The sequence below is a fragment of the Vibrio sp. SCSIO 43136 genome (genome assembly GCF_023716565.1).
GTDB lineage: Bacteria > Pseudomonadota > Gammaproteobacteria > Enterobacterales > Vibrionaceae > Vibrio.
This window is the reverse complement of the sequence record NZ_CP071848.1, coordinates 1,301,082-1,322,739: the sequence shown is the minus strand read 5'-3', so window position 1 is coordinate 1,322,739 and position 21,658 is coordinate 1,301,082. Positions and strand designations below refer to the sequence as shown.

Below are 21,658 nucleotides of genomic sequence, written 5' to 3'. Positions count from 1 at the left end.
TTACTGCTCAGACTTATAGAGAAGACGTGGGTTAAATATCTTGTTCAACGAATGCAGCATCAGTCCCACGCCACTTAACGCCATCAAGGTAAACGATACTGGGATCATCGCTTTAATGATCCAGCGATAAGGTAGACCACCTGGATCGCCCGAGGTCTCGCCTAATAAGTAGCTTTCTTTGGCAAAGTCGATACCAAACCAAGCCACCAGTAAACAGAATGGGATGAGCCACAAAACCGTACCCAAAATGTCGATAATGGCTTGTGCACGGAGTGATAAACGCTCATAAAAAATATCCACTCGAACGTGTCCGCCTGCTTTAATGGCGTATGGCACACCAAGTAAAAACACTGCGGAAAACAGGTGCCATTCCATCTCTTGGAATGCGATAGATACATCATTGAAGGCATAACGCATGATGACGTCATACACTACGTTTGCGAGAAGCAGTAGGAACAAGATGCTGGAAATCCATCCCAGTACATCGCCTATGCGATTAAATATACGTTCTAAATAGATTAGATTTCTCATCCCATACTCCGTTGGAAATCTATTGTTTTAATAAGTTTTTCTTGGGCTTTGTAGCTTTGAATACTCAACGCAAGTGAGGTATATCTCTCCCCCTTCTCCAAGGGGGAACTGGAGGGACATGCCCAGTGGGGGTTCTGCTTTTAACTTACCGAGTGTACTGTTGGCGAGCCAATTCAGAACCCCTCCCAGCCTCCCCTTGGAAAGGGGAGGAGCAGTTCACCGCTTGTTAGTATTCAAGTTAATCAGTTGAGCTGTTTAAGTAGGCGCGGTGAGAAATATCAGTCCACGAGCGAACTTGTTTCAAGTAGTCCGCTTGAGATTTTTGGATCTCAGCAGCAAGTTCATCCGCCGCAGCGCGCTCTTTAAGCAATTTGTCGTTTGATGCCTTCAGTGCAGTGATTACTTCTGCAGGGAAATCTTTTACTTGGATGTTCGGGTAGTCAGTTTTAATAGATACCCAGTTCTTACCACTTTCGTGCGTCGCTTGAGCGTACATGTCGTATGCCGCTGTACGCATTGCTACACGCAAGATCTCTTGTAGGTCTTCAGGTAGACGGTCCCAAGTACGCTTGTTCACTAGGAACTGAAGCTCGGTTGCTGGCTCATGCCAACCTGTGTAGTAGTAAGGTGCAATTTTGTGGAAACCCATGCGAAGGTCAAGAGAAGGGCCAACCCACTCAAGTGCATCGATAGTACGACGCTCTAGAGAAGTGTATAGCTCTCCTGGTGCGATGTTGGTTGGCTTAGCGCCAAGGTCAGCTAGGATTTCACCCGCAAAACCCGGAATGCGCATTTTCAGACCTTTGAGATCTTCAACACTGTTGATTTCTTTTTGGAACCAACCGCCCATCTGAATATCCGTGTTACCACCTGGGAACGAAAGTAGATTGTGAGGCGTGTAAACTTGCTCCATCAACTCCATACCACCACCGTGGTAGAACCAAGCATATTGCTCGGCAGGCGTCATACCGAAAGGCATAGAAGTGAAGTACAAAGTGTTTGGTACTTTACCTTTCCAGTAGTAAGACGCAGAGTGGCCCATGTCATATTGACCAGACTTCACCATATCAAACACGCCTAGCGGGGCTTTATGTTTGTTGGCTGAGTCGATGCGAATTTGTAATCGGCCGTTTGACATTTTTTCTGCCATTGCAGCCATGTTTTTGGTCGCATCGCCAAACACTGGGAAGTTTGGTCCCCAAGTTTCTGCCAGTTTTAGGCGGTAAACTTTTTCAGCCGATGCCATCGGTGAAGTGGCGATAGTGATAGTCGCTGCCAATGCAACTAATGTAGATTTCATCACTCGTTTTACTGATTGATTGATCACATTCATTACTCTGTCCTTGATCGCTTAATCTGGGTGTTCAAAGTGAATACCCTTGTTCGAGAGTAAAGATGAACCATGTTTAGCAAAGTGAAAATCAGCGTGAACACGCAATCACGTTACATCTGGATCTAACCACTACCTAGTTAGAATTACGTAGTTATACGTAGGAGATATCGATATAGGAGGGAAAAGTGGTTGATATAGGTGATCTTCTTCAAAGCATATGGCGTACCTAATATCAGTTACTACTTACGTAGTCACCCGTTGAAAATATTAACAAGAGTTGATGAGTTTGTGACCAAGTCGACAAGCAGACATAAAAAAACCTCGCTTAAGCGAGGTCTCTTTATGCGAATAAACGCAAATAGTGAAGTCACTGAATCAGCGATTACACCATTTTGTAGATAACTTTGTTACCTGATAGCTGCTCTTTTACTACTAGGTTTTCTTCTAGAAGTTTTTTCAGAGCGCCTGTCGCCCAAGAAGCCGCTTTTGCGTCTTCTTGACCAGCAGCAAGGCCGATACCTTTAGGGTTAATGCCTTCTGCGTTTTGAGCAACGATATCGAGTACTTGTTGCTGCTTAGGTGTCAGAGCTACGTCTGCTTTCTTCACTGCTACAACTTTCTCAGCTGCTGGTTGTGCTGCTGGTTTAACCGCAGCCGCTTTCTCAGCTACTGGTTTCGTTGTGGTTTTAGCAGTGGTCGCTGCTACTGCTTTAATACGCTTTTGCAGCTTCATCTGCACCTTACGCTTATGTGCAAGTCTCATCGAGTATCTCTCCGTTTCACTGCATTCGGCGCAGTGGTGAAAATTTGGAAGCGCGATTTATACCAAAAATGAACGGCAATTTGTAGTCTCGGAGCCAAATTCCGGCGAAAAATGGGGAAATGCCCCTTAGTAGGTTACAATTTAATCAGCTAAGAAGGAGTTTAGCTATGCGAACGCTTCAACTCAGTAACATTCCATTTCGTTTCGGCTCACCGACGGGCAAAGTGCTGCTGTCGCTTGTTGGACTCATCAGTGCTTTTTTGCTGATCTTGTCACCGGGAATCCCCCAAGCCTTGATGTCACTGGTTGGTGTGTTGTTTATCGGCGGTTTTACCTACGTCATGATTGAAAAAGCTCGCGTTGGCTACACCCTCACCGATACTCACTTTCAGCAGCACCTGTTCAAAGGCGGTTGGGTGATACGTTGGCAAGACGTAGAGCAGATTGGCGTGTGCACTTATCAACAAGAGGGCTGGCATCAGCCTTTGCCGTGGATTGGCATCAAACTCAACAATTACTGCCACTATTTAGAAAGTATTTGCCCTCGCATCGCGACACAAATCTTGCTTGAACAGCGTTCCCTACTCTATTTAGGCATGAAACAAGCGGGCAATGAGGTAGCTTTTGAAGACATAGTGCTCGACTCTCAAGACTACATCTGCAATGACGGTCAAGTGTATACTGGCCTACAAGCCATGCTAGCAAACAGAATGCGTCACCAAAGAGCATTCTTCGGTTATGACATTTTTATCGCTCAGAGCGATTTAGAGAGAGATATTGACGAGTTTGTCGGATTGATACGGCGCTACAAGGCAGCAGCGCCATCTACAGAAGCATAGCCTAGTTTAGTAAAGCGGCATTTCATCAGCAACGAAAGGGTTGGTTGCTCGCTCATGACCAAACGTAGATTCAGGACCGTGGCCAGGAATGAACGTAACCTCTTTACCCAGTGGCCAAAGCTTGGTTTTGATCGAGTCGATCAGAGTATTGAAATCGCCTTTCGGGAAGTCAGTACGGCCAATAGCACCTGCGAACAGAACATCACCCACAAACGCGCGCTGTGCACTTTCGCTGAAAAACACGACGTGGCCCGGCGTATGACCCGGTGTATGCAATACAGATAAGGTTTGATTACCAACCGTGACAACGTCACCCTCATCCAACCATTGATCAGGTTCAAACGCTTCGGTACGTGGGAAACCAAACATCTGGCTTTGACCTTCCAGACCTTGCAACCAAAAGTTATCTTCTTTGTGCGGGCCGATGATTGGACAACCGACTTCACGCATCAAGTCTTCAGTCCCACCCACGTGATCAAGGTGACCGTGAGTCAACAGAATTTTCTCTACTTCAACGCCAAGCTCTTTGATCACAGCGACAAGTTGTTTGACGTCGCCACCCGGGTCAATGACAGCACCTTTCATGGTTTCATCACACCAAAGAATTGAGCAGTTTTGAGAAAAAGAAGTGACCGGAACGATCTGGTATTTAAGCGCCATCGAAAGACTCATTGTTGTCAGTTAAGGTGGCAAGACTATGACATTTGCCACCTAGTTTGACAAGGGTTCGACAGGGAGAAAGTTAGCCGTTCCAAGAACGAACAGAACCGGTATCGATATGCAGGAAGTCACTTTTCGGATAGTAGCCTACACCACCAGCTTTAAGCGCTCGAGCTGCATCACGCACTTTTGAAAGCTGAACACCTTCGATGCGGAAATCAATTGCCTGTCCTAGCATATGAAAGCTTTTCTTCGCTACACCTGAAGACTTTCCACGAAGCATCTCATTGGTTACCGGAGAGCGGTAGCCACCGATGATCTGCACTTCATTGGTTGTGCCAAGCATGGATTGAATGGTAGAGATTTGGTCAATCAGTAATTTGTCCATTGAATGCACTTCATTGCGGCGGAAATCGCGCATGATGTGGTCAATACGAGACAACTCGCCACTGATGTAGTTTGTACCATCAAAATATTCGGTTTCTAGACGCTCACCAGTATGAAGGTGGTTGAAAGCAAGAATGCGAGGTTTTTGAGCCAAACTCGCTAAAGCCTGAGTAGGGAAAAGAGTTGCCGCTGTGGCACCAATGCCAGCCATTTGAATAAAGCGTCTACGTGTTAATTCTTGATAAGCCATGATTTCGTTTACTTCTGTCGATCCTGATATTACAAACAATGCAAAATCGAGACCCTACAGACTAAAAATCCATCGGTCAAACGGCGAAAAGTGGCATTTATTTATAGAACTAGAGGTTAGTTATTGAGCAGTAAGCAATTTATTCAAATCGACAATCTTAGTCATTTTTGCGTCAAAATTTGAGCTCTTACTCAGAAAGTCATATTTGTACACGTCATCACGATATTGTACTTGCCCCTGCTCAATCCACGCAGTTTGGTAGATGATATGCACAGGGATGCGCTGCCTCAAAGAGACTGATTTTGTCTCACTCGGCTCAAGTGAAGAAGGGTCTACAGGCTTAACCGCCAGCTCAGCCATCAAGAAATCCGCTAGCTGAGCTGAACGTTCAACCCGAATGCAGCCGGAGCTAAAAGCACGGCGGTGCTCGTTAAACAAGTTCTTTGCTGGCGTATCATGCAAGAAGATAGCATTCTTGTTTGGCGTATTGAATTTGTAGCGTCCAAGGGCGTTATACGGCCCCGATGTTTGTCTTAATCGGTAGGGGAATGAGTTTGGTGATAAGTTATCCCAATCAACATTTTGAGGGTCCAAAACTTCACGATTTTGCCAACTTCTGACTATCTCGTAGTTGTGCTCGCTTAGATATTCAACGCTATCAAACGCTTTTGGCAAGATATCCTTGACCATGATTTTGCGCGGCACATTCCATCCGGGGTTTAAAATTACCGCATTCATGCGAGTATCGATAAGTGGAGTCTTACGCGATGGCCTGCCCACAATCACATTGGACTCAAATACTTGCTCTCCGCCTCGCCAAAATGCCATCTCATATTGTGGGATGTTGACCAATATAATGTGGTCACGCTGAGTTGGCCAAATTCGTAGCCGCTGCGCATTCAATGCGACCAGACGAATTCTGTTCTCAACACTCTTATTGATCCAATTTTGAGTTTTTGGACCAATCACTCCATCTGGTTTCAAACCATGTAGCTTTTGAAATGCAATAACGGCGTGTTCAAGCTCTTTATCAAACCAACCGTTGTCGCCATCGATGGCGGCAACATCAATGCCCACTGACTGTAAGCGGGCCACTAACTCTGGCTTAAAACTCATTTTGTCGCCACGACGCAGCAGTCGCTTGTTCTGGCGATACTTAGCGAGATAGCTTTCAGTCAGTGGCTGCATCGCTTGCGCTGCAATCAAGTAATTGTCGTAATCTTTATTGGCACTGTCTAACTGGTTGATATATATCAGCAGGTTATCCGATTGGATCACTGGCTTGAGCTCTTCAAGCGCCAAAACACTAGGATCAGGGATGTGTTCAACTCGCCCGCCAAAGAACCAACCTTTACCTAACTCTGGAGAGTTTTCAGCATAACTGATGTAGCTCAGCAAGGTATCCGTTGCCAGCACGTCATATTCTTGCCAACGGTTTTGCTGGCGGGCCTGTTTTAGCTCTAGTAAGCGCTGATAGAAGTGATCGCTGACATCCGCCAGAGCGATAAACTCAAGACGCGTTTCAAACGCTTGCAATGTTTTGTATTGATACCAAATAGGTTGAAACTGGTTTGCAGCGTATACATCAGCCACTTGTTGGTGATGAAGCAATGCCGAGCCTTGAGGCACATGGCTAGCCACCCAAAACAGCGCCTGTTGGTGGTTGTAGGCAAAACCTGTCAGTGGCAAGCAAAGCAGGACAAAAAACAGGACTGTTTTTGATCTCATTGATTCTCTCCTCGCCACAAAAAACAAAAAGGTCCGCACTTATTCAGCAGACCTTTAGAGTATGGCAAAGATTTCACCAACTTTATGACGATTCGGTGACTTTTATTGCATTCCAGTGGTTATCCCAATGAATCGGTGAAGAAAATACCTTGTGGGACAACTTTTGAGACACTTCATGAGACGCTTCTTGAGATTTAGACGTTTGTGTTTGCACAATTCTTCCAGCGCCGGAGCTGAGCCAAAATCCATCATCAAATCTCACGACACCTGATGCATCAGGCAAAGATGACAACTCGACCAGATCTAGAGTTTCAAGATCCCAAATACCATAGCACCCTCCTCTAGGGGAAGTGGCAACTAACCACTTATCATCCGACGCAATGCTGGCAATGTAGTGATTAAATCGAGCCCATTGCTCTGGCTCTGCATTCAACTGTTGTAGCGCACCACCTCTTTGGTGAATGGCAATGAGTGATGGGTAATCGTCTGGGTCTCCCCGATACTGCTGACCGCAAAACACTCGACCGCTGTTGTCAAAGGAAAGATGACGAATGCTCAGCTTGTTATCTTCCAATCCTACTTGCTCAACCAACTGCCCTTTTGGGTTCAAATAGCTAAGGCTTGGTTCCATCTCATCAAGATTTAGCGGAGTGCGACCTCGGGTATGTACCCCACCGACACCAATTGCAAAATGGTCATTTGGCAAGCGAATGATTTCATGGGGACCAATACCAAAGCCTGTCCATTCATCAACCTTCTGGTAGTTTCGCTCCACATCGTAGACGCCGATGATGCCTCGACTGGTCTTCTTGTCTCCTTGGGTGGCGTATAGCGTTTTGCCATCGTGACTGAATACACCGTGACCATAAAAGTGACGATTGCTTTCTGCTACCACCAAAGGTTGTGACACACCCGTTTGGTAATCAAACGGCATAAAAAAGTCCCCTGGGCGGCGAGCAAACGCAATGGCCTGGGAGCCTTGTGGCGCTATTGCGACCCCGTGACCACGTGCTGGTAAGGGCACCAAGTGTATCGGTTGACCGTATCGATCGGCTACTACCACTTTAAACCGATCGCGGCTCGTCCAAGCGCAACCAATTAATGCAGGTTGAGAAGACGCCTTGTCGCTCGCAAGTGCTGAGTACGGAAACACGGTGCCCAAAAGCGCCGACTGGAGCAGTCGGCGGCGTGCAATATCAGTCACCATCGGTTGAGTTAAACCCTACTACGACCCCCAAAGCAATCGCAACATCATCTTTGATTAAAATGTCCACCAGCTCTAGTTGGTTACTTAACATCAATACTTTTTGGTAGCCTTGCTTGGTTTTCAACAGGTCAAACATCTTGTCTTGGCGAGGCCAATGCTCGACTAGTTGGTCAATGTTGTAGCTTAAGCTTTGAGCGAGTTCCTGATGACCTTTCGCTCGCAGTGTGGCTTCCAACCCACCGTTGTAATAGAGGTTAGCAATGGCATCAATATTGGAACCTAAGTTGGCAAGTGAGCTTGTAGAACGCCATGACTCAGCAAAGTAAGGACGTGGTTTCCCCACTTTGGCCAGCGGGCGACTCATCTTCTTGACGCTATATTCAATCTGGTGCGACAGCATACTGACGTATTCGCTAGTCCAGTGTTTATCATCGAGCTTGAGCCAAGGGTTGGATTGCCATGCTTCATCTATCACGCCCACGTTGTAAGAGAGCGCTTGAGAAATAGGTCCTGATAAGCGACAAAACGCTGCTTTATCTGTTGTCAGTGGTGAACGAGAATCATATAGCAACCACTCTATCGAACCCAAGCCCTGTACGGTAACACTGGCTTGCAAAATATCGTCTCTAGTCACTTGCCCATCTTGACGAACAAGCCCCAGCATTTTACGACCAGTGGTGTCTTTTTTGTCTGGCCAGAACTGAACGTTCCACGCTTTATCGAGCGCTGCTTGTGGTCCACGTTGTTGACCTTGTAGCTGCATCCAAGCCGCCATGGTTTGTTGCCAAGCTGTTTTAACCGCACTCACATCGTGACTGTTTGCATCACAGAAGGCATGTAGTGATGACTCAAGAGCCGCAGCTCGTTCAACCAAAACCTTGGAAGAAGCCTGTTGGATGGTAAACACTGCATCGCTAGGGTGAGTTGCTGCAAACAGCGTTGAAGACGAGGCCAGCAACGTTGTGGCTATCAAGAAATTCGTTTTCATACCCTCTCCTTACAACGACTCTAGAAATGCGACCAAGGCATCGCGATCTTGTTTTGCAAGGTTGAGCACTCGCTCTTGGGCAGGTTTTGCTTCACCACCATGCCACAAGATCGCTTCCATCAAGTTTCTGGCTCGACCATCGTGAAGGAAGTAAGTGTGACCGTTCACCTCTTGGGTATAACCAATACCCCATAACGCTGGGGTACGCCATTCTCGTCCATTGGCTAGGTATTCAGGACGATTATCTGCAAGGCCCTCTCCCATATCATGAAGCAGTAAATCGGTGTATGGATGAATGGTTTGCTCAGATAACGCTGGTAAGTTATCAAGTTTGGCGGTTTTAATATTGACTGCGTGACAGCTCTGACAGCCAACCTCTGCAAACAAGGCTTGACCTTTGATCACTTGAGGATCTTTGGTATTGCGACGTTTTGGTACCGCAAGATGCTGAGTATAAAACTCTACAAAATTAAGGATCTTGTCACTCACTTCTGGTGAGCCGCCATTAGGAAGTTCTGCGCAAACAGACTGTTTGTCGGTGCAGTTTTCATTCGGGAAAAGGCTGCTGGTTAGACCTAAATCACCATTAAAAGCGCCAGCGTTTTGTTGCATTAAGTTTGGCTGGCCTGCTTTCCAACCAAAGCGACCGTTCGCTAAGGCTTGCTTGCGCACATCCCAAACTCGGTTAATTTTGCCCGATATTCCATCGCCGTTGGTATCCTCAGGATCAGCCATTTGCTCCAAAGTGCTATCAGGAATGGCTTCTAACAGTCCTAGGCCAATCATCACAGGAGCGACACGAGCCGACATCAAGGTATCAGGATGCATTTCTCCGTAGGCTAAATCTTTGATAGTCACAGTAGGTTTACGAAGCACAACGGTTTCACCATCGGCAAATGTCACTGGAACATCACTGTATTCGATATAGATCTTACCCTCAGGCGTAGCGGTGGTAATGGCGAAGTCTTGCAGTTGACCACCGTAGGTTGGCTCAGGGATAACGCCGCCATTAATCACGGCGAGCTGCTGCTCTTTGGTTACGGCTGGAATACTCAGCCTTACCAGCATGGAGACTGCCTGCGCTTCACCTGGCTCTGGTGGATGCCCACGACCATCCTTGATGTGGCAGTTCTGACAGCCATTAGTATTAAAAAGTGGCCCTAAGCCATCTCGGGCATCGGTCGATGCTGGTGCTTGTACCCAAGGGTTACGAAAGAAACTGTTGCCCACACTAAAATCTAGACGAGAAGACATAGGCAAATTATTTGCAGGCATAGAATATGCGTTGGCACCCTCTTTTTTCACCGTGGTGTCACCACCTGATTTGGTCTCATAAGCGCTCGCAAGAGGTGCGATAAGCAGGCTGGCTAGAATTATTTTTTTATACATCTTGAAGTCTTCCAGTGACGACGAAAGGACTCACGTTAAGTGCAGATAAACTTCACTTAAGGAGTCCTTGTCATTTTTTTAATATAGAGCGGTTAGATTAAAAATCGTGGTCAGCAGTATCTGGGTTTAGGCTGTTGATACCGACAATTTTTGCAGCGCGCTCAATAGCTGCTGTTTGTGAAACAAGCGCAATAATTGTTTCATTAACTAGCGCATTACCTTGCGCGTTGTTAGAGGCAATCAACTGATCAAAATGCACATTGTTTTTCTCAGCAGATGTCACCAATTGCCCAACTTGAGCACGTGCTAGGTCAAACTGCTTTTGGATCTCTTTTGCCGCTTGCTTGTCACGACTCTCTACTAGGTCATGAATGCTAGGGCCAGAAAGCAGTGAACCATCCGCTCGCATGTACAGGCCAGTGTAGACGTTGTAGATGCCTTGCTCGTTGTAGTAGTGAGAGTTGTGGGTGTTGTCAGAGAAACAATCGTGCTCATCTTCTGTCGAGTTTGCTTCAAGTGCAACTTTCATACGCTCACCCGCAAGCTCACCAAGTGATAGCGATCCCATGCCGAACATCATCTTGCGTAGCGCATCATCTGATGATTGGGCCAGTAGTTCAGAGCGATAGTTACCCGCCTTATCTGCTTCCCATTGACCTGTCATCCAAGCCAAATCTTGGATAAGCAGCTGTGAAGCCGCTTTGATGTACTCGCGACGGCGGTCACAGTTGCCGTTAGTACACTGGTCACCATAGGCAAAATCTGTGTATGGACGCTCACCTGCACCTGTCGATGTGCCATTTAGGTCTTGTCCCCAAAGTAGAAACTCAATTGCGTGGTAACCCGTTGCAACGTTAGCTTCAGAGCCGCCAATTTCGTTTAGATCTGCAAGTAGCTGTGGAGTGATTGTCGATGCATCAATGACATCTGCGCCAACACGTACTTGGGTGTTGGAGACAATATTCGCTTGTGCACCTTCGTTGCCAAGCTCGTATTGATAGTCCGCATTAACGTAGTCGATTAGACCTTCATCAAGAGGCCATGCATTAAGTTGACCTTCCCAATCATCAACAACTGCGTTACCAAAACGGAACACTTCAGACTGCTGATAAGGGACACGCGCCGCAAGCCAAGCTTCTTTGGCTGAGTTTAGTGTGGCATCTGACGGGTTAGCAATCAGTGCATCTAGCGCTTTATCTAAGGCTTTAGCCGTAGTGTGAGAATCTGCGAAAACAGCATGAGCTACGTCAGCGTAGTGGCTAACAACTTGCTGTTTAGTCGCTGCATGAGCTGAAACTGACATCATCAGTGCTGAAGCGACAGCACCCAAAGTCAAAGAACGGGTTGAAATCATGAGAATCTTCCTTGTTGAGCAATGCGTCAATATCCGCCAAGAGAGGAATTGACATTTATTCTTATTTATAAATGCAAATCTCTATCATTTACATTTGTAACGAATAATACTCAGGCTAGTTATTTTTGCAACCGATGAATTACGAAAAGTGTAAATAAGTAACAATTTTTGTCAGGACTTTTAGATCCTAAACGAGGATAACTAACCGTCAGTGCAAAAAAGCCCGCAAATATTGCGGGCTCCAAGAACGATTTCTAGATTGAGACTCAAACGTCTAGATTGTGTTTACCGTGGGATGCTTTCGCTTTCAGATAGCTCTCGTTACCATCCTTTACGTGAGCTAAGGTGTTAACAACCTCATCAATCTCAATACCGTGCTCTTTCAGCTCACGGATCTTCTTCGGGTTATTGGTCACAAGGCGAATTTTATTCACATCCAGCGCTTTAAGCATTTGAGCCGCTTCGGTGAAGTCTCGTAAGTCATCACCAAAACCTAGATGATTGTTGGCTTCATAAGTGTTCATGCCTTCACTTTGCAGACGGTATGCGTCGATCTTATTGTACAAACCGATGCCACGACCTTCTTGGCGCAAATATAAAATGATGCCTCCAGCTTGACCCATTTTTTCAATGGTTTCGTCAAGTTGCTCACCACAGTCGCAACGTGATGAATGGAACACGTCACCAGTCAGACACTCAGAATGCATACGAACTAATGGTGTTTGCTGGGTATCTGCTTGCTTAAAGATAAGAGCGACATGTTCTTTATCTGTCTTAAGACCGTAAAACGACAAGATTTCTGCCTCAATGTGACTTTTAGAACCGACTTTTAGATTAACTCTGGCACGAACTTCTGCCATAACACTTCCCACTTATGATTGCTTTTTTCTCGAACTGGCCTGTCACACCACTTTCTGTTGTAATACCAATACGACTAATTATATGATCTTGCATAGCGACGGACAGATTTTATCTAGCAAGGAAGAAATCTTATGCCTAGCTGGGACTAGGGATACGATTTCTGACGCGGCTAGAGGAAATATGGACTAGCTAGGCTGATCAGATAATTAGTTGGATTGGTATAAGTATATTGGGTCCATTTTCACTCAATTCAAGCACAAACTGATGAAAACGACACGCCCTGCTCTCGCTTGGCGTTGCTATCAACCAATGCAGAGATACTATCAAGAGTGTTATATTATAACAACAATGAATCAAGCATGGGTATAGGCTACGGTAAAACTAAAAAACCCAGACGCTTGGTCTGGGCTCATTGATTAAAACTGTTATTTATCAGGCTAGCTTGAATGTTGCTTTTGCCACATAGCTAACTGTACCCAGATCCGCTCGATCTCGGTGAGTTCTTCTTTGGTCAACAAGGCAAGCGTGTCTTTACTAACACTGCTTTTTGCACCCAAAGCAATTCTACTCTGAAAGTCCTTCTTGAGTTGTGCTACTACCATGTCCACCGCAAATCACCATTTAATTATATTCGGCAATACTCCGTTGCCGTAAATTCTTGAATTTCTGCATACCTTTCATACAGATCTTAACATTAGTGATCGCTCACGCTCAATTTAATGAGCTAATTCGGAAGACATGTCACACTTTGGTGGTTGCATTTTGAGCTTATCCTAAAAGATCTTTGGGATCTGCCGAATCATGTATCTTATTACCTTGAAGATATGAGTTTTTTTCGCAGATACCACACAAAGCCCAAAACGAACAATAGTGGCAATAACCACAACACAAGCGATGATGAACTCACATTCGGGTGATACAAAACAAACTCACCAAATCGATCGACCAAGGACGACTTTACTTCTTGATCTGTTTTCCCTTGCTCTACCATCTTATAGACTTCTAAGCGTAAATCTAAAGCTATCGGTGAGTTAGATTCTAATAAATTTTGGTTTTGACACTGAGGACAGCGCAACTCCTTAGATAAAGCTATAGCACGTAAACGACGGTCATCATTAGCAAATTGGAATTCTGCGACTTGCTTTTCAACATCGGTATTGTTACCAACGAAACTGCTGTCTTGGGCAAAAGAAACACAACTATACAGCAGACAAAAAAGTGCAATTACTCCCTTCATATCAATTCTTTTTTCCTGTCATCACGGAGACAAATTTGTGCTGCCAAGCATCGGGCGTTAGCTTACCCAAGTGACGAACCTGAATTTTGCCTTGCCTATCGACCAATATCGATTCTGGTGTGCCGATCACCCCCAACTTAAGAGCCAACTCTGCGTTAGGATCAAACGCAATTTTTTGATAAGGGTTACCTTGAGTGTGAAGGTATTGAGCTGCAGAGGAAACTTTATCACGGTAATTAATACCAAGAATAGGAATGCCAGAGTCAGCCAGTGTATGCAAATAGTCATGCTCGGAAAGACATACACCACACCAGGAGGCCCAAACGTTAACCAACGTCCACTCTTGAGTTGCAAACACTTGGTTGGAAACAAGCTGCTCTGGTTGGGTCAGGTTGGGCAATGAAAACTGCGGAAAGCTTCTCTCTAATAGCGCTTGGTTGCTTTTATCAATGGAGTCATTGAGGGCGACAACAAATACGCCTCCAATTGCGACTAGTGCGCCAAAGAGCACCACCAATTTAACGCCTTTACGCATACCGTTTTTTCCTTGAAACACTCACTCTGGCACCAAGTATATAGACTATTGGTGCACAGGCCATTAGTAATGCACCCAGCCACACCCAGCGGATCATGGCACGGTACTGAATCCGAACGGCGTATTCGCCGGGCTTAAACTTCTCACCCATGGTGATGTAGTAGTCCCCTAGTAGCGTCGCACTGACAGATGCTTCACTCATCACCACTTCTCTAGGGAAGTAATGGCGTTTTTCCGGCATCAGCTGATGCATTGTTTGCCCATCACGTCTTAGCTCTACCGCAAGGCGCTCAGCGGTATAGTTAGAACCGATGAGATAGTCATTGGTGACCAGATTCACCTCGAAGTCGTTAAATTGGGCGGGAGTATCAATTGTGAGTACAAAACTGCGCTCATCCGATAGCGCCGAATTGCCAAACGCTCCCAAACACGCCAATGCAAAGCCGATATGTGCAAGTAAACTCGATGGTGATTTGCGACGAAAGTTAACGATCAGATGCAAGATGGTGGCGACTGCCAAACCAAATACGCTTGCGACAAACAGACTGACTTGAGTGAACAACAGTGCAGCAATCATGCAAGCTGTTGCGACGACTCCGCTTGTCGCCAGCGTTGTCTTGTTGATCGCCTTGTCGGCAAAATTAAGATGTGGAAGCAAAAACAGGCAAGCAATCACCAGTGACGATATAGGTGCAACTAGCTGATTGAAGTATGGTGCCCCTACAGATATCGAACCCAGCCCAGCTAATTGATAAACCATTGGGTAAAAAGTGCCAATCAGCACAATGCAAGTCACCAAAGTGGCAAGCCCCGCAGCTATCAACAGCACCAACGTAGGACTCCAAACCGATGGAATTGATTTATCGACAATCTCATCACTTCGCCACACTAATACCCCTAAGGCAGAAAACAATAGCACCCCTAAAATAGCCAGCAAGATCACCCCTTTTGTCGGGTCGAGCGCAAAAGCGTGCACTGAGGTCAATAAACCTGAACGAATCAAGAAGGTGCCCAATACGCTCAAGCAAAAACTAACAATCGCTAGAACAAAACTCCAGAGCTTAAGCTGTGAATAGTAACGACTAGCCAGCAAGGTATGAATAAGTGCCGTAGAGGTCAACCATGGTAACAAAGAAGCATTTTCGACCGGGTCCCAAAACCACCAGCCGCCCCAACCTAACTCGTTGTATGCCCACCAAGAACCAATCACTATGCCTAGTGTTAACCAGCTCCATGCCCACAAATTCCAGCGCTGGCATAGTGTGAACCATTGCGCTGGGATTTCTTTCATGAGTAGAGCTGCAAATGCGAGCGCAAAAATAGCGGCAAAACCGACATAGCCGAGATATAGGAAAGGTGGATGGATGACTAAGCCAAAGTCTTGCAACATTGGGTTAAGGTCACGCCCATCGATAGGCACTATCTCTGTTGTGATAAATGGGTTGGATAAGAACAGAATAAAGCCACAAAACAGCACCGAAAGTAGCTGCATGAGCATGAGAAATCGTTCTGCATAGCCGTTATCAATCCGTTTCGCTTGCGGAAAAATCATTAGTGACCAAGTAGCGATGATCACCAACCAAAACAGTAGTGATCCTTCGTGGCCCCCCCACACTGCAGCAATTCGATAAAATAGCGGCAATCGGGTGTTAGAGTGGTCAATGACGTATTGAATTGAAAAATCGTTGAGATAAAACGCAAAAGCCAGTATCAGCATGGCGCTGATACTGGCAATAAAGGTGAGCTTAGCAAATATCATCGAGCGGCCATCAAATCGCTGCGACTTTAGTTGATACAGCGTTGTGAGGACTCCCAAACTGGAGCTAACCAAAACAACAACTAAGGCAAATACCCCAATACTCGCTAACATAACATCCTTTTTTAAACGCCCCTTGAGTTAACAAGGGGCCATTTGATTACACAATGGTTAGCTGACCGGCGTAGAGTACGAAGGTTCGCAGCATCAATACGCCAACTAGACTCATCGTAGTGACCAACAAAATAAACACTGGGCTGTGTCTTACACCTTCTGGTGTAACGGCATTGAGTGTTAGCGGTGCCAACATGCCAAGCAAGATCACTCCATACCAGAACCAACCTGACCAAAATGCTCCTGTTAAAGCATTCCAAGCGGACAATTCTGCTTGCCCACCACTCAAGATAAGTCCTGAGAAGAAAGCTACCAGTACAAAGAGTTCAAACATCACTACTGGTCGTTCAAATCTATGTACCCAGCTTACACTAGGACTGCTTGCCGATTCCTTAAACACTATCACACCAAACAACATACACGCCGCTGCGCCCGATGATAAACTCGAGAACAAGAACAGCACAGGTAGTACTGGGTTATTTAGCATTGGGAATGTTTGCAGCGCTGAAAGCAGGAAGCCAGTATATGCAGCCAATACCACAGCCATAAAGGCGAGTGACAGCTCAATGGCATTTTCAAACCGAGCAAAGCCTTTCAATAGCCCGTCAATAAATGGCAGCTTCTCACCAAGATAACGGTTCACCAAAGGTCGGTAGATGATGCCAATCCAGATAAACAACACAATCATGTATAGCTGGAATAGAATCACACCCATCGACATGATTGATGTTGGGTTGTAGAAGATCATTATCTTCCAAAATGACAGAGGTTTAGTCAGGTGGAAAACCAGGATCAATAAACCTGCGATGATGCCAAACGGTGCGAGCCAAGCCGTAGCTTTAATGATCCCATTATCAGCAGCATCACCATCGATGATATTGCGCTTAAGATAAATAGATATCATCACAGCACCCGCCGACATACCAGCTAGGAACAAGTAGATGGCGATGATCCAATCCCACACTACCGTGCCATGTGCAAATGCTTCTTGCCAACTCATGACTTCACCTCCCCTTTCTCATGGGCGACTTTGTACAACTGAGGCTTAGTACCTAAATGCACTTTGTCTCGGTAAACGGTTTTCGACTCAATAACCTTATTTACATCACTGTTAGGATCGTTTAAATCACCAAAAGTGAGCGCTTTGGTTGGACAAGATTCAACACAAGCCGGTAATTTACCTTCCGCCAGATTAGTATCGCGGCAGAAATTACATTTATCTGCTGATTTGGTCTCTGGGTGGAAGAATCGAACTTGATATGGGCAAGCCAGTAAGCAGTAACCACAGCCGACACATTTATCTTGATGAACATCGACAATGCCAGTGGAAGGATCTTTATACGCTGCTCCTGTTGGGCAGACATAAACGCAAGGGGCGTTTTCACAATGCTGACAAGAAATGCGGTCAAACTGGTAATCAGCGTTCGGGTATTCTCCTTGCACTTCGCTACGAGTGATCTCTAATCGAGATACCCCTTCCGGCACATTGTTTACTTCACGGCAAGCATCGGTACAAGCGGTGCAACCAATACAAGCGGTTTCATCGTAAACCATGCCCAGCTTTTTAAATTCATAGATGTCTTCATAAACATCGTCGTAGGCTTGGGAACGGCCACTGACAACAGCAGTGCCTGCAAGGCCTGTCGTCATAATCACAGCACCCGCACCGGTAAGAAAGTTTCTTCTGGAACAGCTCATATTATTTGCCCTCCTGAAGCGCTTTCAACTTCGTTATATCCGAGTGACAATCAACACACATCTTGATTTTGCCTTTACGGTCTTTGTTCAACACACCTTCTTTCTCCCCATGTACAACGTGACAGTTAGAACAGGTTAGATTGGTGGCGTGAACGTCATGCGTCCAACTGTCTTCACGTAGATACTCGGGTTGATGACAATCGGTACATTGGGTGTTAGCAGATAGGATTTGGCTATGGCTCAGCAGCTGTTTGTTACTACCAGCCTGAGATTGTGCGGCAGAATGTTTGGTGATATCTGGCGCACCTTCACGGTGGTTTGGCCCGATATTATTGTGACACTCAGTACAATTTACCTCACGCCCGAGAATGGCTTGAGCATCCTCCCCGTGAGAACCAAATAATGTTTGTTTCGCATCCTTATGACACTGTGTGCATTTGTAATCTGGATCGCGAATCAACTCCACCTTATGGCGTGTTGAATCCGCCTGCGCTCCTGAGTCAGTGGCATCAGCTGCAACATTATTAATTGATAGCCCAAAGGCACAAATGACAAGCAAAGACTTGAGCATTGTGGCTATGGTCAACTTAATATTGCCCATGTTTATCCATTCCTTACGCCAAATTATATTTGGCAAAACCAGTGATATAAGAGCTATTTAAAATAACCCTAAATGATATCAATTATTATTTCGGATAAGCCACAACGCTATTCAACAGAATTATATTCCTCTTGTTTTATGAATTCACACTATCATTGTTCAAATAGTGAACTATATCACTAGTTTTATTAAGGTTAACCAAACTAAGTATTTGAAATAAATAAACTTAAAATCTACCACTTTAGGGGTATAGATAAGCAGGTGTGGGCTAGATCACCTAGTTAAATTGATCTAAAACAACGATTAATATTAAGGCACTTTAAAGATTCAAATTTCTAACTATTATTGATTTAGTTCTCCAATTGTTATTTTGGTTTCCTGCTTCACAACGCTGGTTAAATAAAAAATAGAATGGAGAATACACCGTGAACAAGCACTGGATACGCAATTCAGTCGCAGTCATGATCCTAAGCACTGGCTACTTGTTTGGTGGCGCTTGCTTGGCTGCATCTGAAAACAAAGGCTTAGTTGATCCACGTAATGATGCGTTTGAACAAAACCATCCGGATCAATACCAATCTTGGAAAGCCACTGAGCAAAGTGAAGAAATAGAAGACGCACTGGCTCATGACCCGAATATGGTGATCATGTGGGCAGGCTATGGCTTCGCTAAAGACTACAACAAGGCTCGTGGACACTTCTACGCACTTGATGACGTGCGCAACACTCTTCGTACTGGCGGACCTACCGACGAAAACTCTGGCCCTATGCCTATGGCGTGTTGGAGCTGTAAAAGCCCTGACGTCGCTCGTGTTATCGACGAGCGAGGTGAAGACGGCTACTTCAGTGGGAAATGGGCTCGTCTAGGCCATGAAATCGTTAACCCAATCGGCTGTTCGGATTGTCATGACACTCGTAGCGAAGAGTTCAAAAATGGAGAGCCTGCACTAGCGCTCACTCGTCCTTACGTAGAGCGTGCATTCCAAGCCATCGGCAAGGATTTCGATAAGCAGTCTCGTCTCGACCAACAAGCATCTGTGTGTGCTCAATGTCATGTTGAATACTACTTCACCGGACCAACTAAGGCGGTTAAGTTCCCTTGGGATATGGGCACCACTGTGGATGAAATGGAGCAATACTACGATGCGCTCAATTTCAAAGACTGGACCCATAAAGTATCCAAAGCGCCAATGCTAAAAGCCCAACACCCAGGTTACGAAACTTGGCGTGATGGTATCCACGGCAAAAATGGCGTTGTGTGTGTAGACTGTCACATGCCTAAAGTGACCAAAGAAGACGGTACGGTGTATACCGACCACAAAGTGGGTAACCCATTTGATCGCTTCGAAGATACTTGTGCAAACTGTCACACCCAGTCTAAGGAAATGCTGCAAGGCGTAGTTTCAACTCGTAAAGCGCAAGTGGCTAACATGAAGCTAACTGCTGAGAAACAAATCGTGGCAGCGCACTTCGAAGCAGGTGCGGCGTGGGATGCTGGTGCGACAGAAGCTGAAATGGCAGACATCCTTCAAGATATCCGTCATGCACAGTGGCGCTGGGATTACGCGATCGCCTCTCATGGTGTTCACATGCATGCGCCTGAAGTTGCACTTGAAGTGCTAGGCACTGCTGTCGACAGAGCAGCAGATGCTCGTACTAAGTTAGTACGACTACTTGCAACTAAAGGCATCACAGACCCAATCGAAATTCCTGATATTTCGACCAAAGAAGCGGCGCAAAAAGCCCTAGGCATGCCTATGGATAAGCTCAATGCCGAGAAGCAGCACTTCTTAGAGACGGTTGTACCTGAGTGGGATAAGAAAGCCGAACTTAGAGAGAGCAAATACTAATATTGCCAACCTTATACCAACACCTTAATTTGTTGGTATGGGTATCAAAACTTAGCCGCCCCATCGGGCGGCTTTTTTTGGTCATCTTTTGGTGTATCAGGCATCATATTGACTTTATCTTAACCAAGTTTAACGTAATACCTATTATCATCTCGTCGCACTCGTAATGGAACTACTACAACTCGGAATGGATTGTTACCTTTTGTAGAGAATCACTGATGCGCAAATACACCTTACTTCTGGCACTGATGCCAAGTTTAAGCTCAGCCAATATTACTAATAGCGAGATCTATGCTTACGCTCATGAAGGGCTTGCCGAACTGTGTGTCGCTTCTCGCTATATCGTTGGAGACGAGCTCAGTGAAATGCGATCAATTTATATCGCAAAGAAGAATCACCGCACCTCACTCTACCCTTCCGATCCAAAATTTGCTTTCTTTGCTTCGAAAAGACTGTGGAATATCGGCGTCGGAGACCATCCGTCGTACAGCGAATGCATTGAGATACTGAAATAAAAATCCCGACCTCTTGGTCGGGACTTTTATTTAGTTTTTACGTGGGCCGTTTCGAACTAGGTCTTGGCCTGTTTGGAAGATCTCGTCTGTCACCCAACGAGCGAGAAGCAACTCGTGTTTATCATCCAATACCGCCACAAAATGACGACCATCTTTATTGCTGGTCGCCATTGCAACGCCTGCAATATTGTTAAGACCTAAAGCACCGCTTTCAACAGCAATTAGGAATGCTTCAAGTTCGGTCAAGTTATCGATGATTTTATCGTCACTGAACATTTTCAATTCTCTTCTGGTTCGTATATCGGCGTCACTCTATATCGAATACCCTATAGCTACCAGTAGAATTTGATCTTTTTGCCCCTGTTAAGAGCCACTTCCTTTAACTAAGGCTCTAGCTTGATTAATCGAATGAATGATAGCTGCTCGATCGAGATTCTTTTGCTTCGAATCTAACAGTCGCTCCCACAGTTGAATTGCCTCTTGATAGCGAAAACTGATGAAGTGATCGTTAGCCATTAGCGTCAGCGCCGTTCGATCGGTTGAATTGATTGACAATGCTGTGTCCAACAACCTCTGGATTGCAGGCTTGATGTTCTGATTGGATAAGTAATAGTCTGCGGTTGCTTTGGCTGAATAGTGCGCCGCATTAGGTTGTTCGCTCAAACGAATAGCATAATCAAAGCAAGTCGACGCCGCAGAGAAGTCACTTTGTTCTAAGTAACCTTGCCCTAGCTCGAACCAAGCAACTGCATCGTTTGGGTTATCTCGTAGAGTTTGCTGCACTTCTTCCATTGCCTGATCAAGCGTTTTAGCCGCTTGGGCTTGCTCATGCTCTGTAGGGGGTGTAGGTGCAAGTGGCAGCCATACCAATAAGGCCAATAGGCTCACCGACCCTGCAATAGTGACTGAGAGACGAAAGTCCGGGCGCTCTAGCCTACGTGCGGTGAACACCACTGCAATAAGCAAGGTGATGACGAAAGTACAGGCCACAAGTATTGCGGCAATTGGAAACTGAGAGGAAAGCGGTTCCATAATTTTAATGCCAAACTGTTCAACTGACGG

Annotated in this window: 23 protein-coding genes; 3 read left to right on the top strand and 20 right to left on the bottom strand. The window is 45.7% G+C overall.

Features of this window, described 5'->3' with window-relative positions; all coding sequences use genetic code 11:
- From J4N39_RS06205 to J4N39_RS06195, 3 genes are all read right to left on the bottom strand, one after another.
- A complete protein-coding gene (locus tag J4N39_RS06205; protein WP_252023127.1) occupies window positions 1-531 on the bottom strand; it encodes a TRAP transporter small permease subunit in 531 nt (176 codons plus the stop codon).
- Window positions 532-769: 238 nt separating this feature from the next.
- Entirely contained in the window at window positions 770-1,864 is a 1,095-nt protein-coding gene (locus J4N39_RS06200; RefSeq protein ID WP_252023125.1) for a TRAP transporter substrate-binding protein, read from the bottom strand.
- 382 nt (window positions 1,865-2,246) lie between these two features.
- The gene (locus J4N39_RS06195) at window positions 2,247-2,627 is read right to left on the bottom strand and encodes a MarR family transcriptional regulator (protein WP_252023123.1); all 381 of its coding nucleotides are present in this window, start codon (window positions 2,625-2,627) and stop codon (window positions 2,247-2,249) included.
- 167 nt (window positions 2,628-2,794) lie between these two features.
- On the opposite strand from J4N39_RS06195, the gene J4N39_RS06190 reads away from it, so the two are divergent.
- Entirely contained in the window at window positions 2,795-3,466 is a 672-nt protein-coding gene (locus tag J4N39_RS06190; RefSeq protein WP_252023121.1) for a DUF2982 domain-containing protein, read from the top strand.
- Window positions 3,467-3,472: 6 nt separating this feature from the next.
- Here the strand turns inward: J4N39_RS06190 and J4N39_RS06185 are convergent, their stop codons facing one another.
- The 15 genes from J4N39_RS06185 to nrfB all read right to left on the bottom strand — a co-directional run bounded on the left by J4N39_RS06185 (window position 3,473) and on the right by nrfB (window position 18,231).
- On the bottom strand, window positions 3,473-4,126 hold the full coding sequence (locus J4N39_RS06185; RefSeq protein WP_252023119.1) for an MBL fold metallo-hydrolase: 654 nt from the start codon (window positions 4,124-4,126) through the stop codon (window positions 3,473-3,475).
- Between the two features lie 82 nt (window positions 4,127-4,208).
- Entirely contained in the window at window positions 4,209-4,763 is a 555-nt protein-coding gene (gene mepK / locus J4N39_RS06180) for a peptidoglycan L,D-endopeptidase MepK (RefSeq protein ID WP_252023117.1), read from the bottom strand.
- 120 nt (window positions 4,764-4,883) lie between these two features.
- Window positions 4,884-6,491 carry a L,D-transpeptidase family protein gene (locus tag J4N39_RS06175; protein WP_252023115.1) on the bottom strand — a complete coding sequence of 536 codons (1,608 nt, stop codon included), beginning with the start codon at window positions 6,489-6,491 and terminating at the stop codon, window positions 4,884-4,886.
- An 82-nt stretch (window positions 6,492-6,573) separates the two neighbouring features.
- Window positions 6,574-7,698 (bottom strand): DUF1513 domain-containing protein, encoded by a 1,125-nt coding sequence (locus J4N39_RS06170; protein WP_252023113.1) that lies wholly within the window; start codon window positions 7,696-7,698, stop codon window positions 6,574-6,576.
- Window positions 7,688-8,686 (bottom strand): imelysin family protein, encoded by a 999-nt coding sequence (locus tag J4N39_RS06165; RefSeq protein WP_252023111.1) that lies wholly within the window; start codon window positions 8,684-8,686, stop codon window positions 7,688-7,690. Before J4N39_RS06165 ends, J4N39_RS06170 begins: the two co-directional genes overlap by 11 nt.
- A gap of 9 nt (window positions 8,687-8,695) precedes the next feature.
- Window positions 8,696-10,075 carry a di-heme oxidoreductase family protein gene (locus tag J4N39_RS06160; RefSeq protein WP_252023109.1) on the bottom strand — a complete coding sequence of 460 codons (1,380 nt, stop codon included), beginning with the start codon at window positions 10,073-10,075 and terminating at the stop codon, window positions 8,696-8,698.
- Between the two features lie 97 nt (window positions 10,076-10,172).
- A complete protein-coding gene (locus J4N39_RS06155) occupies window positions 10,173-11,426 on the bottom strand; it encodes an imelysin family protein (protein ID WP_252023641.1) in 1,254 nt (417 codons plus the stop codon).
- Window positions 11,427-11,695: 269 nt separating this feature from the next.
- A complete protein-coding gene (locus J4N39_RS06150) occupies window positions 11,696-12,289 on the bottom strand; it encodes a GTP cyclohydrolase II (RefSeq protein ID WP_252023107.1) in 594 nt (197 codons plus the stop codon).
- Window positions 12,290-12,727: 438 nt separating this feature from the next.
- A complete protein-coding gene (locus J4N39_RS06145; RefSeq protein ID WP_252023785.1) occupies window positions 12,728-12,898 on the bottom strand; it encodes a hypothetical protein in 171 nt (56 codons plus the stop codon).
- Between the two features lie 203 nt (window positions 12,899-13,101).
- Window positions 13,102-13,527, bottom strand: a complete 426-nt coding sequence (locus tag J4N39_RS06140) for a cytochrome c-type biogenesis protein CcmH (protein WP_252023105.1) — start codon at window positions 13,525-13,527, stop codon at window positions 13,102-13,104.
- Window position 13,528: 1 nt separating this feature from the next.
- A complete protein-coding gene (locus J4N39_RS06135) occupies window positions 13,529-14,062 on the bottom strand; it encodes a DsbE family thiol:disulfide interchange protein (RefSeq protein WP_252023103.1) in 534 nt (177 codons plus the stop codon).
- A complete protein-coding gene (locus J4N39_RS06130; protein ID WP_252023101.1) occupies window positions 14,055-15,932 on the bottom strand; it encodes a heme lyase CcmF/NrfE family subunit in 1,878 nt (625 codons plus the stop codon). Before J4N39_RS06130 ends, J4N39_RS06135 begins: the two co-directional genes overlap by 8 nt.
- Before the next feature lie 46 nt (window positions 15,933-15,978).
- Window positions 15,979-16,932 (bottom strand): cytochrome c nitrite reductase subunit NrfD, encoded by a 954-nt coding sequence (gene nrfD / locus J4N39_RS06125; RefSeq protein WP_252023099.1) that lies wholly within the window; start codon window positions 16,930-16,932, stop codon window positions 15,979-15,981.
- Window positions 16,929-17,630 (bottom strand): cytochrome c nitrite reductase Fe-S protein, encoded by a 702-nt coding sequence (gene nrfC, locus J4N39_RS06120; RefSeq protein ID WP_252023097.1) that lies wholly within the window; start codon window positions 17,628-17,630, stop codon window positions 16,929-16,931. Before nrfC ends, nrfD begins: the two co-directional genes overlap by 4 nt.
- A gap of 1 nt (window position 17,631) precedes the next feature.
- Window positions 17,632-18,231 (bottom strand): cytochrome c nitrite reductase pentaheme subunit, encoded by a 600-nt coding sequence (gene nrfB / locus J4N39_RS06115; RefSeq protein ID WP_252023096.1) that lies wholly within the window; start codon window positions 18,229-18,231, stop codon window positions 17,632-17,634.
- 425 nt (window positions 18,232-18,656) lie between these two features.
- On the opposite strand from nrfB, the gene nrfA reads away from it, so the two are divergent.
- On the top strand, window positions 18,657-20,081 hold the full coding sequence (gene nrfA / locus J4N39_RS06110) for an ammonia-forming nitrite reductase cytochrome c552 subunit (protein ID WP_503063858.1): 1,425 nt from the start codon (window positions 18,657-18,659) through the stop codon (window positions 20,079-20,081).
- A 218-nt stretch (window positions 20,082-20,299) separates the two neighbouring features.
- Window positions 20,300-20,596 (top strand): hypothetical protein, encoded by a 297-nt coding sequence (locus J4N39_RS06105; protein WP_252023095.1) that lies wholly within the window; start codon window positions 20,300-20,302, stop codon window positions 20,594-20,596.
- Between the two features lie 30 nt (window positions 20,597-20,626).
- On the opposite strand, the gene J4N39_RS06100 is transcribed toward J4N39_RS06105, so the two are convergent.
- Both J4N39_RS06100 and J4N39_RS06095 read right to left on the bottom strand, forming a co-directional pair.
- Window positions 20,627-20,872: a hypothetical protein gene (locus tag J4N39_RS06100; RefSeq protein WP_252023094.1), complete on the bottom strand. Its 246-nt coding sequence runs from the start codon at window positions 20,870-20,872 to the stop codon at window positions 20,627-20,629.
- An 87-nt stretch (window positions 20,873-20,959) separates the two neighbouring features.
- Window positions 20,960-21,628, bottom strand: coding sequence for a TPR domain-containing protein (locus J4N39_RS06095; RefSeq protein WP_252023093.1), 669 nt, complete (start codon window positions 21,626-21,628; stop codon window positions 20,960-20,962).
- Window positions 21,629-21,658: the final 30 nt, after the last annotated feature.

What these genes read in the sequence shown, in the direction of transcription:
- J4N39_RS06205 (WP_252023127.1), bottom strand. Translation starts at nt 531, where the DNA reads ATGAGAAATCTAATCTATTTAGAACGTATATTTAATCGCATAGGCGAT.
- J4N39_RS06200 (WP_252023125.1), bottom strand. Translation starts at nt 1,864, where the DNA reads ATGAATGTGATCAATCAATCAGTAAAACGAGTGATGAAATCTACATTA.
- J4N39_RS06195 (WP_252023123.1), bottom strand. Translation starts at nt 2,627, where the DNA reads ATGAGACTTGCACATAAGCGTAAGGTGCAGATGAAGCTGCAAAAGCGT.
- J4N39_RS06190 (WP_252023121.1), top strand. Translation starts at nt 2,795, where the DNA reads ATGCGAACGCTTCAACTCAGTAACATTCCATTTCGTTTCGGCTCACCG.
- J4N39_RS06185 (WP_252023119.1), bottom strand. Translation starts at nt 4,126, where the DNA reads ATGGCGCTTAAATACCAGATCGTTCCGGTCACTTCTTTTTCTCAAAAC.
- mepK (WP_252023117.1), bottom strand. Translation starts at nt 4,763, where the DNA reads ATGGCTTATCAAGAATTAACACGTAGACGCTTTATTCAAATGGCTGGC.
- J4N39_RS06175 (WP_252023115.1), bottom strand. Translation starts at nt 6,491, where the DNA reads ATGAGATCAAAAACAGTCCTGTTTTTTGTCCTGCTTTGCTTGCCACTG.
- J4N39_RS06170 (WP_252023113.1), bottom strand. Translation starts at nt 7,698, where the DNA reads ATGGTGACTGATATTGCACGCCGCCGACTGCTCCAGTCGGCGCTTTTG.
- J4N39_RS06165 (WP_252023111.1), bottom strand. Translation starts at nt 8,686, where the DNA reads ATGAAAACGAATTTCTTGATAGCCACAACGTTGCTGGCCTCGTCTTCA.
- J4N39_RS06160 (WP_252023109.1), bottom strand. Translation starts at nt 10,075, where the DNA reads ATGTATAAAAAAATAATTCTAGCCAGCCTGCTTATCGCACCTCTTGCG.
- J4N39_RS06150 (WP_252023107.1), bottom strand. Translation starts at nt 12,289, where the DNA reads ATGGCAGAAGTTCGTGCCAGAGTTAATCTAAAAGTCGGTTCTAAAAGT.
- J4N39_RS06140 (WP_252023105.1), bottom strand. Translation starts at nt 13,527, where the DNA reads ATGAAGGGAGTAATTGCACTTTTTTGTCTGCTGTATAGTTGTGTTTCT.
- J4N39_RS06135 (WP_252023103.1), bottom strand. Translation starts at nt 14,062, where the DNA reads ATGCGTAAAGGCGTTAAATTGGTGGTGCTCTTTGGCGCACTAGTCGCA.
- J4N39_RS06130 (WP_252023101.1), bottom strand. Translation starts at nt 15,932, where the DNA reads ATGTTAGCGAGTATTGGGGTATTTGCCTTAGTTGTTGTTTTGGTTAGC.
- nrfD (WP_252023099.1), bottom strand. Translation starts at nt 16,932, where the DNA reads ATGAGTTGGCAAGAAGCATTTGCACATGGCACGGTAGTGTGGGATTGG.
- nrfC (WP_252023097.1), bottom strand. Translation starts at nt 17,630, where the DNA reads ATGAGCTGTTCCAGAAGAAACTTTCTTACCGGTGCGGGTGCTGTGATT.
- nrfB (WP_252023096.1), bottom strand. Translation starts at nt 18,231, where the DNA reads ATGGGCAATATTAAGTTGACCATAGCCACAATGCTCAAGTCTTTGCTT.
- J4N39_RS06105 (WP_252023095.1), top strand. Translation starts at nt 20,300, where the DNA reads ATGCGCAAATACACCTTACTTCTGGCACTGATGCCAAGTTTAAGCTCA.
- J4N39_RS06100 (WP_252023094.1), bottom strand. Translation starts at nt 20,872, where the DNA reads ATGTTCAGTGACGATAAAATCATCGATAACTTGACCGAACTTGAAGCA.
- J4N39_RS06095 (WP_252023093.1), bottom strand. Translation starts at nt 21,628, where the DNA reads ATGGAACCGCTTTCCTCTCAGTTTCCAATTGCCGCAATACTTGTGGCC.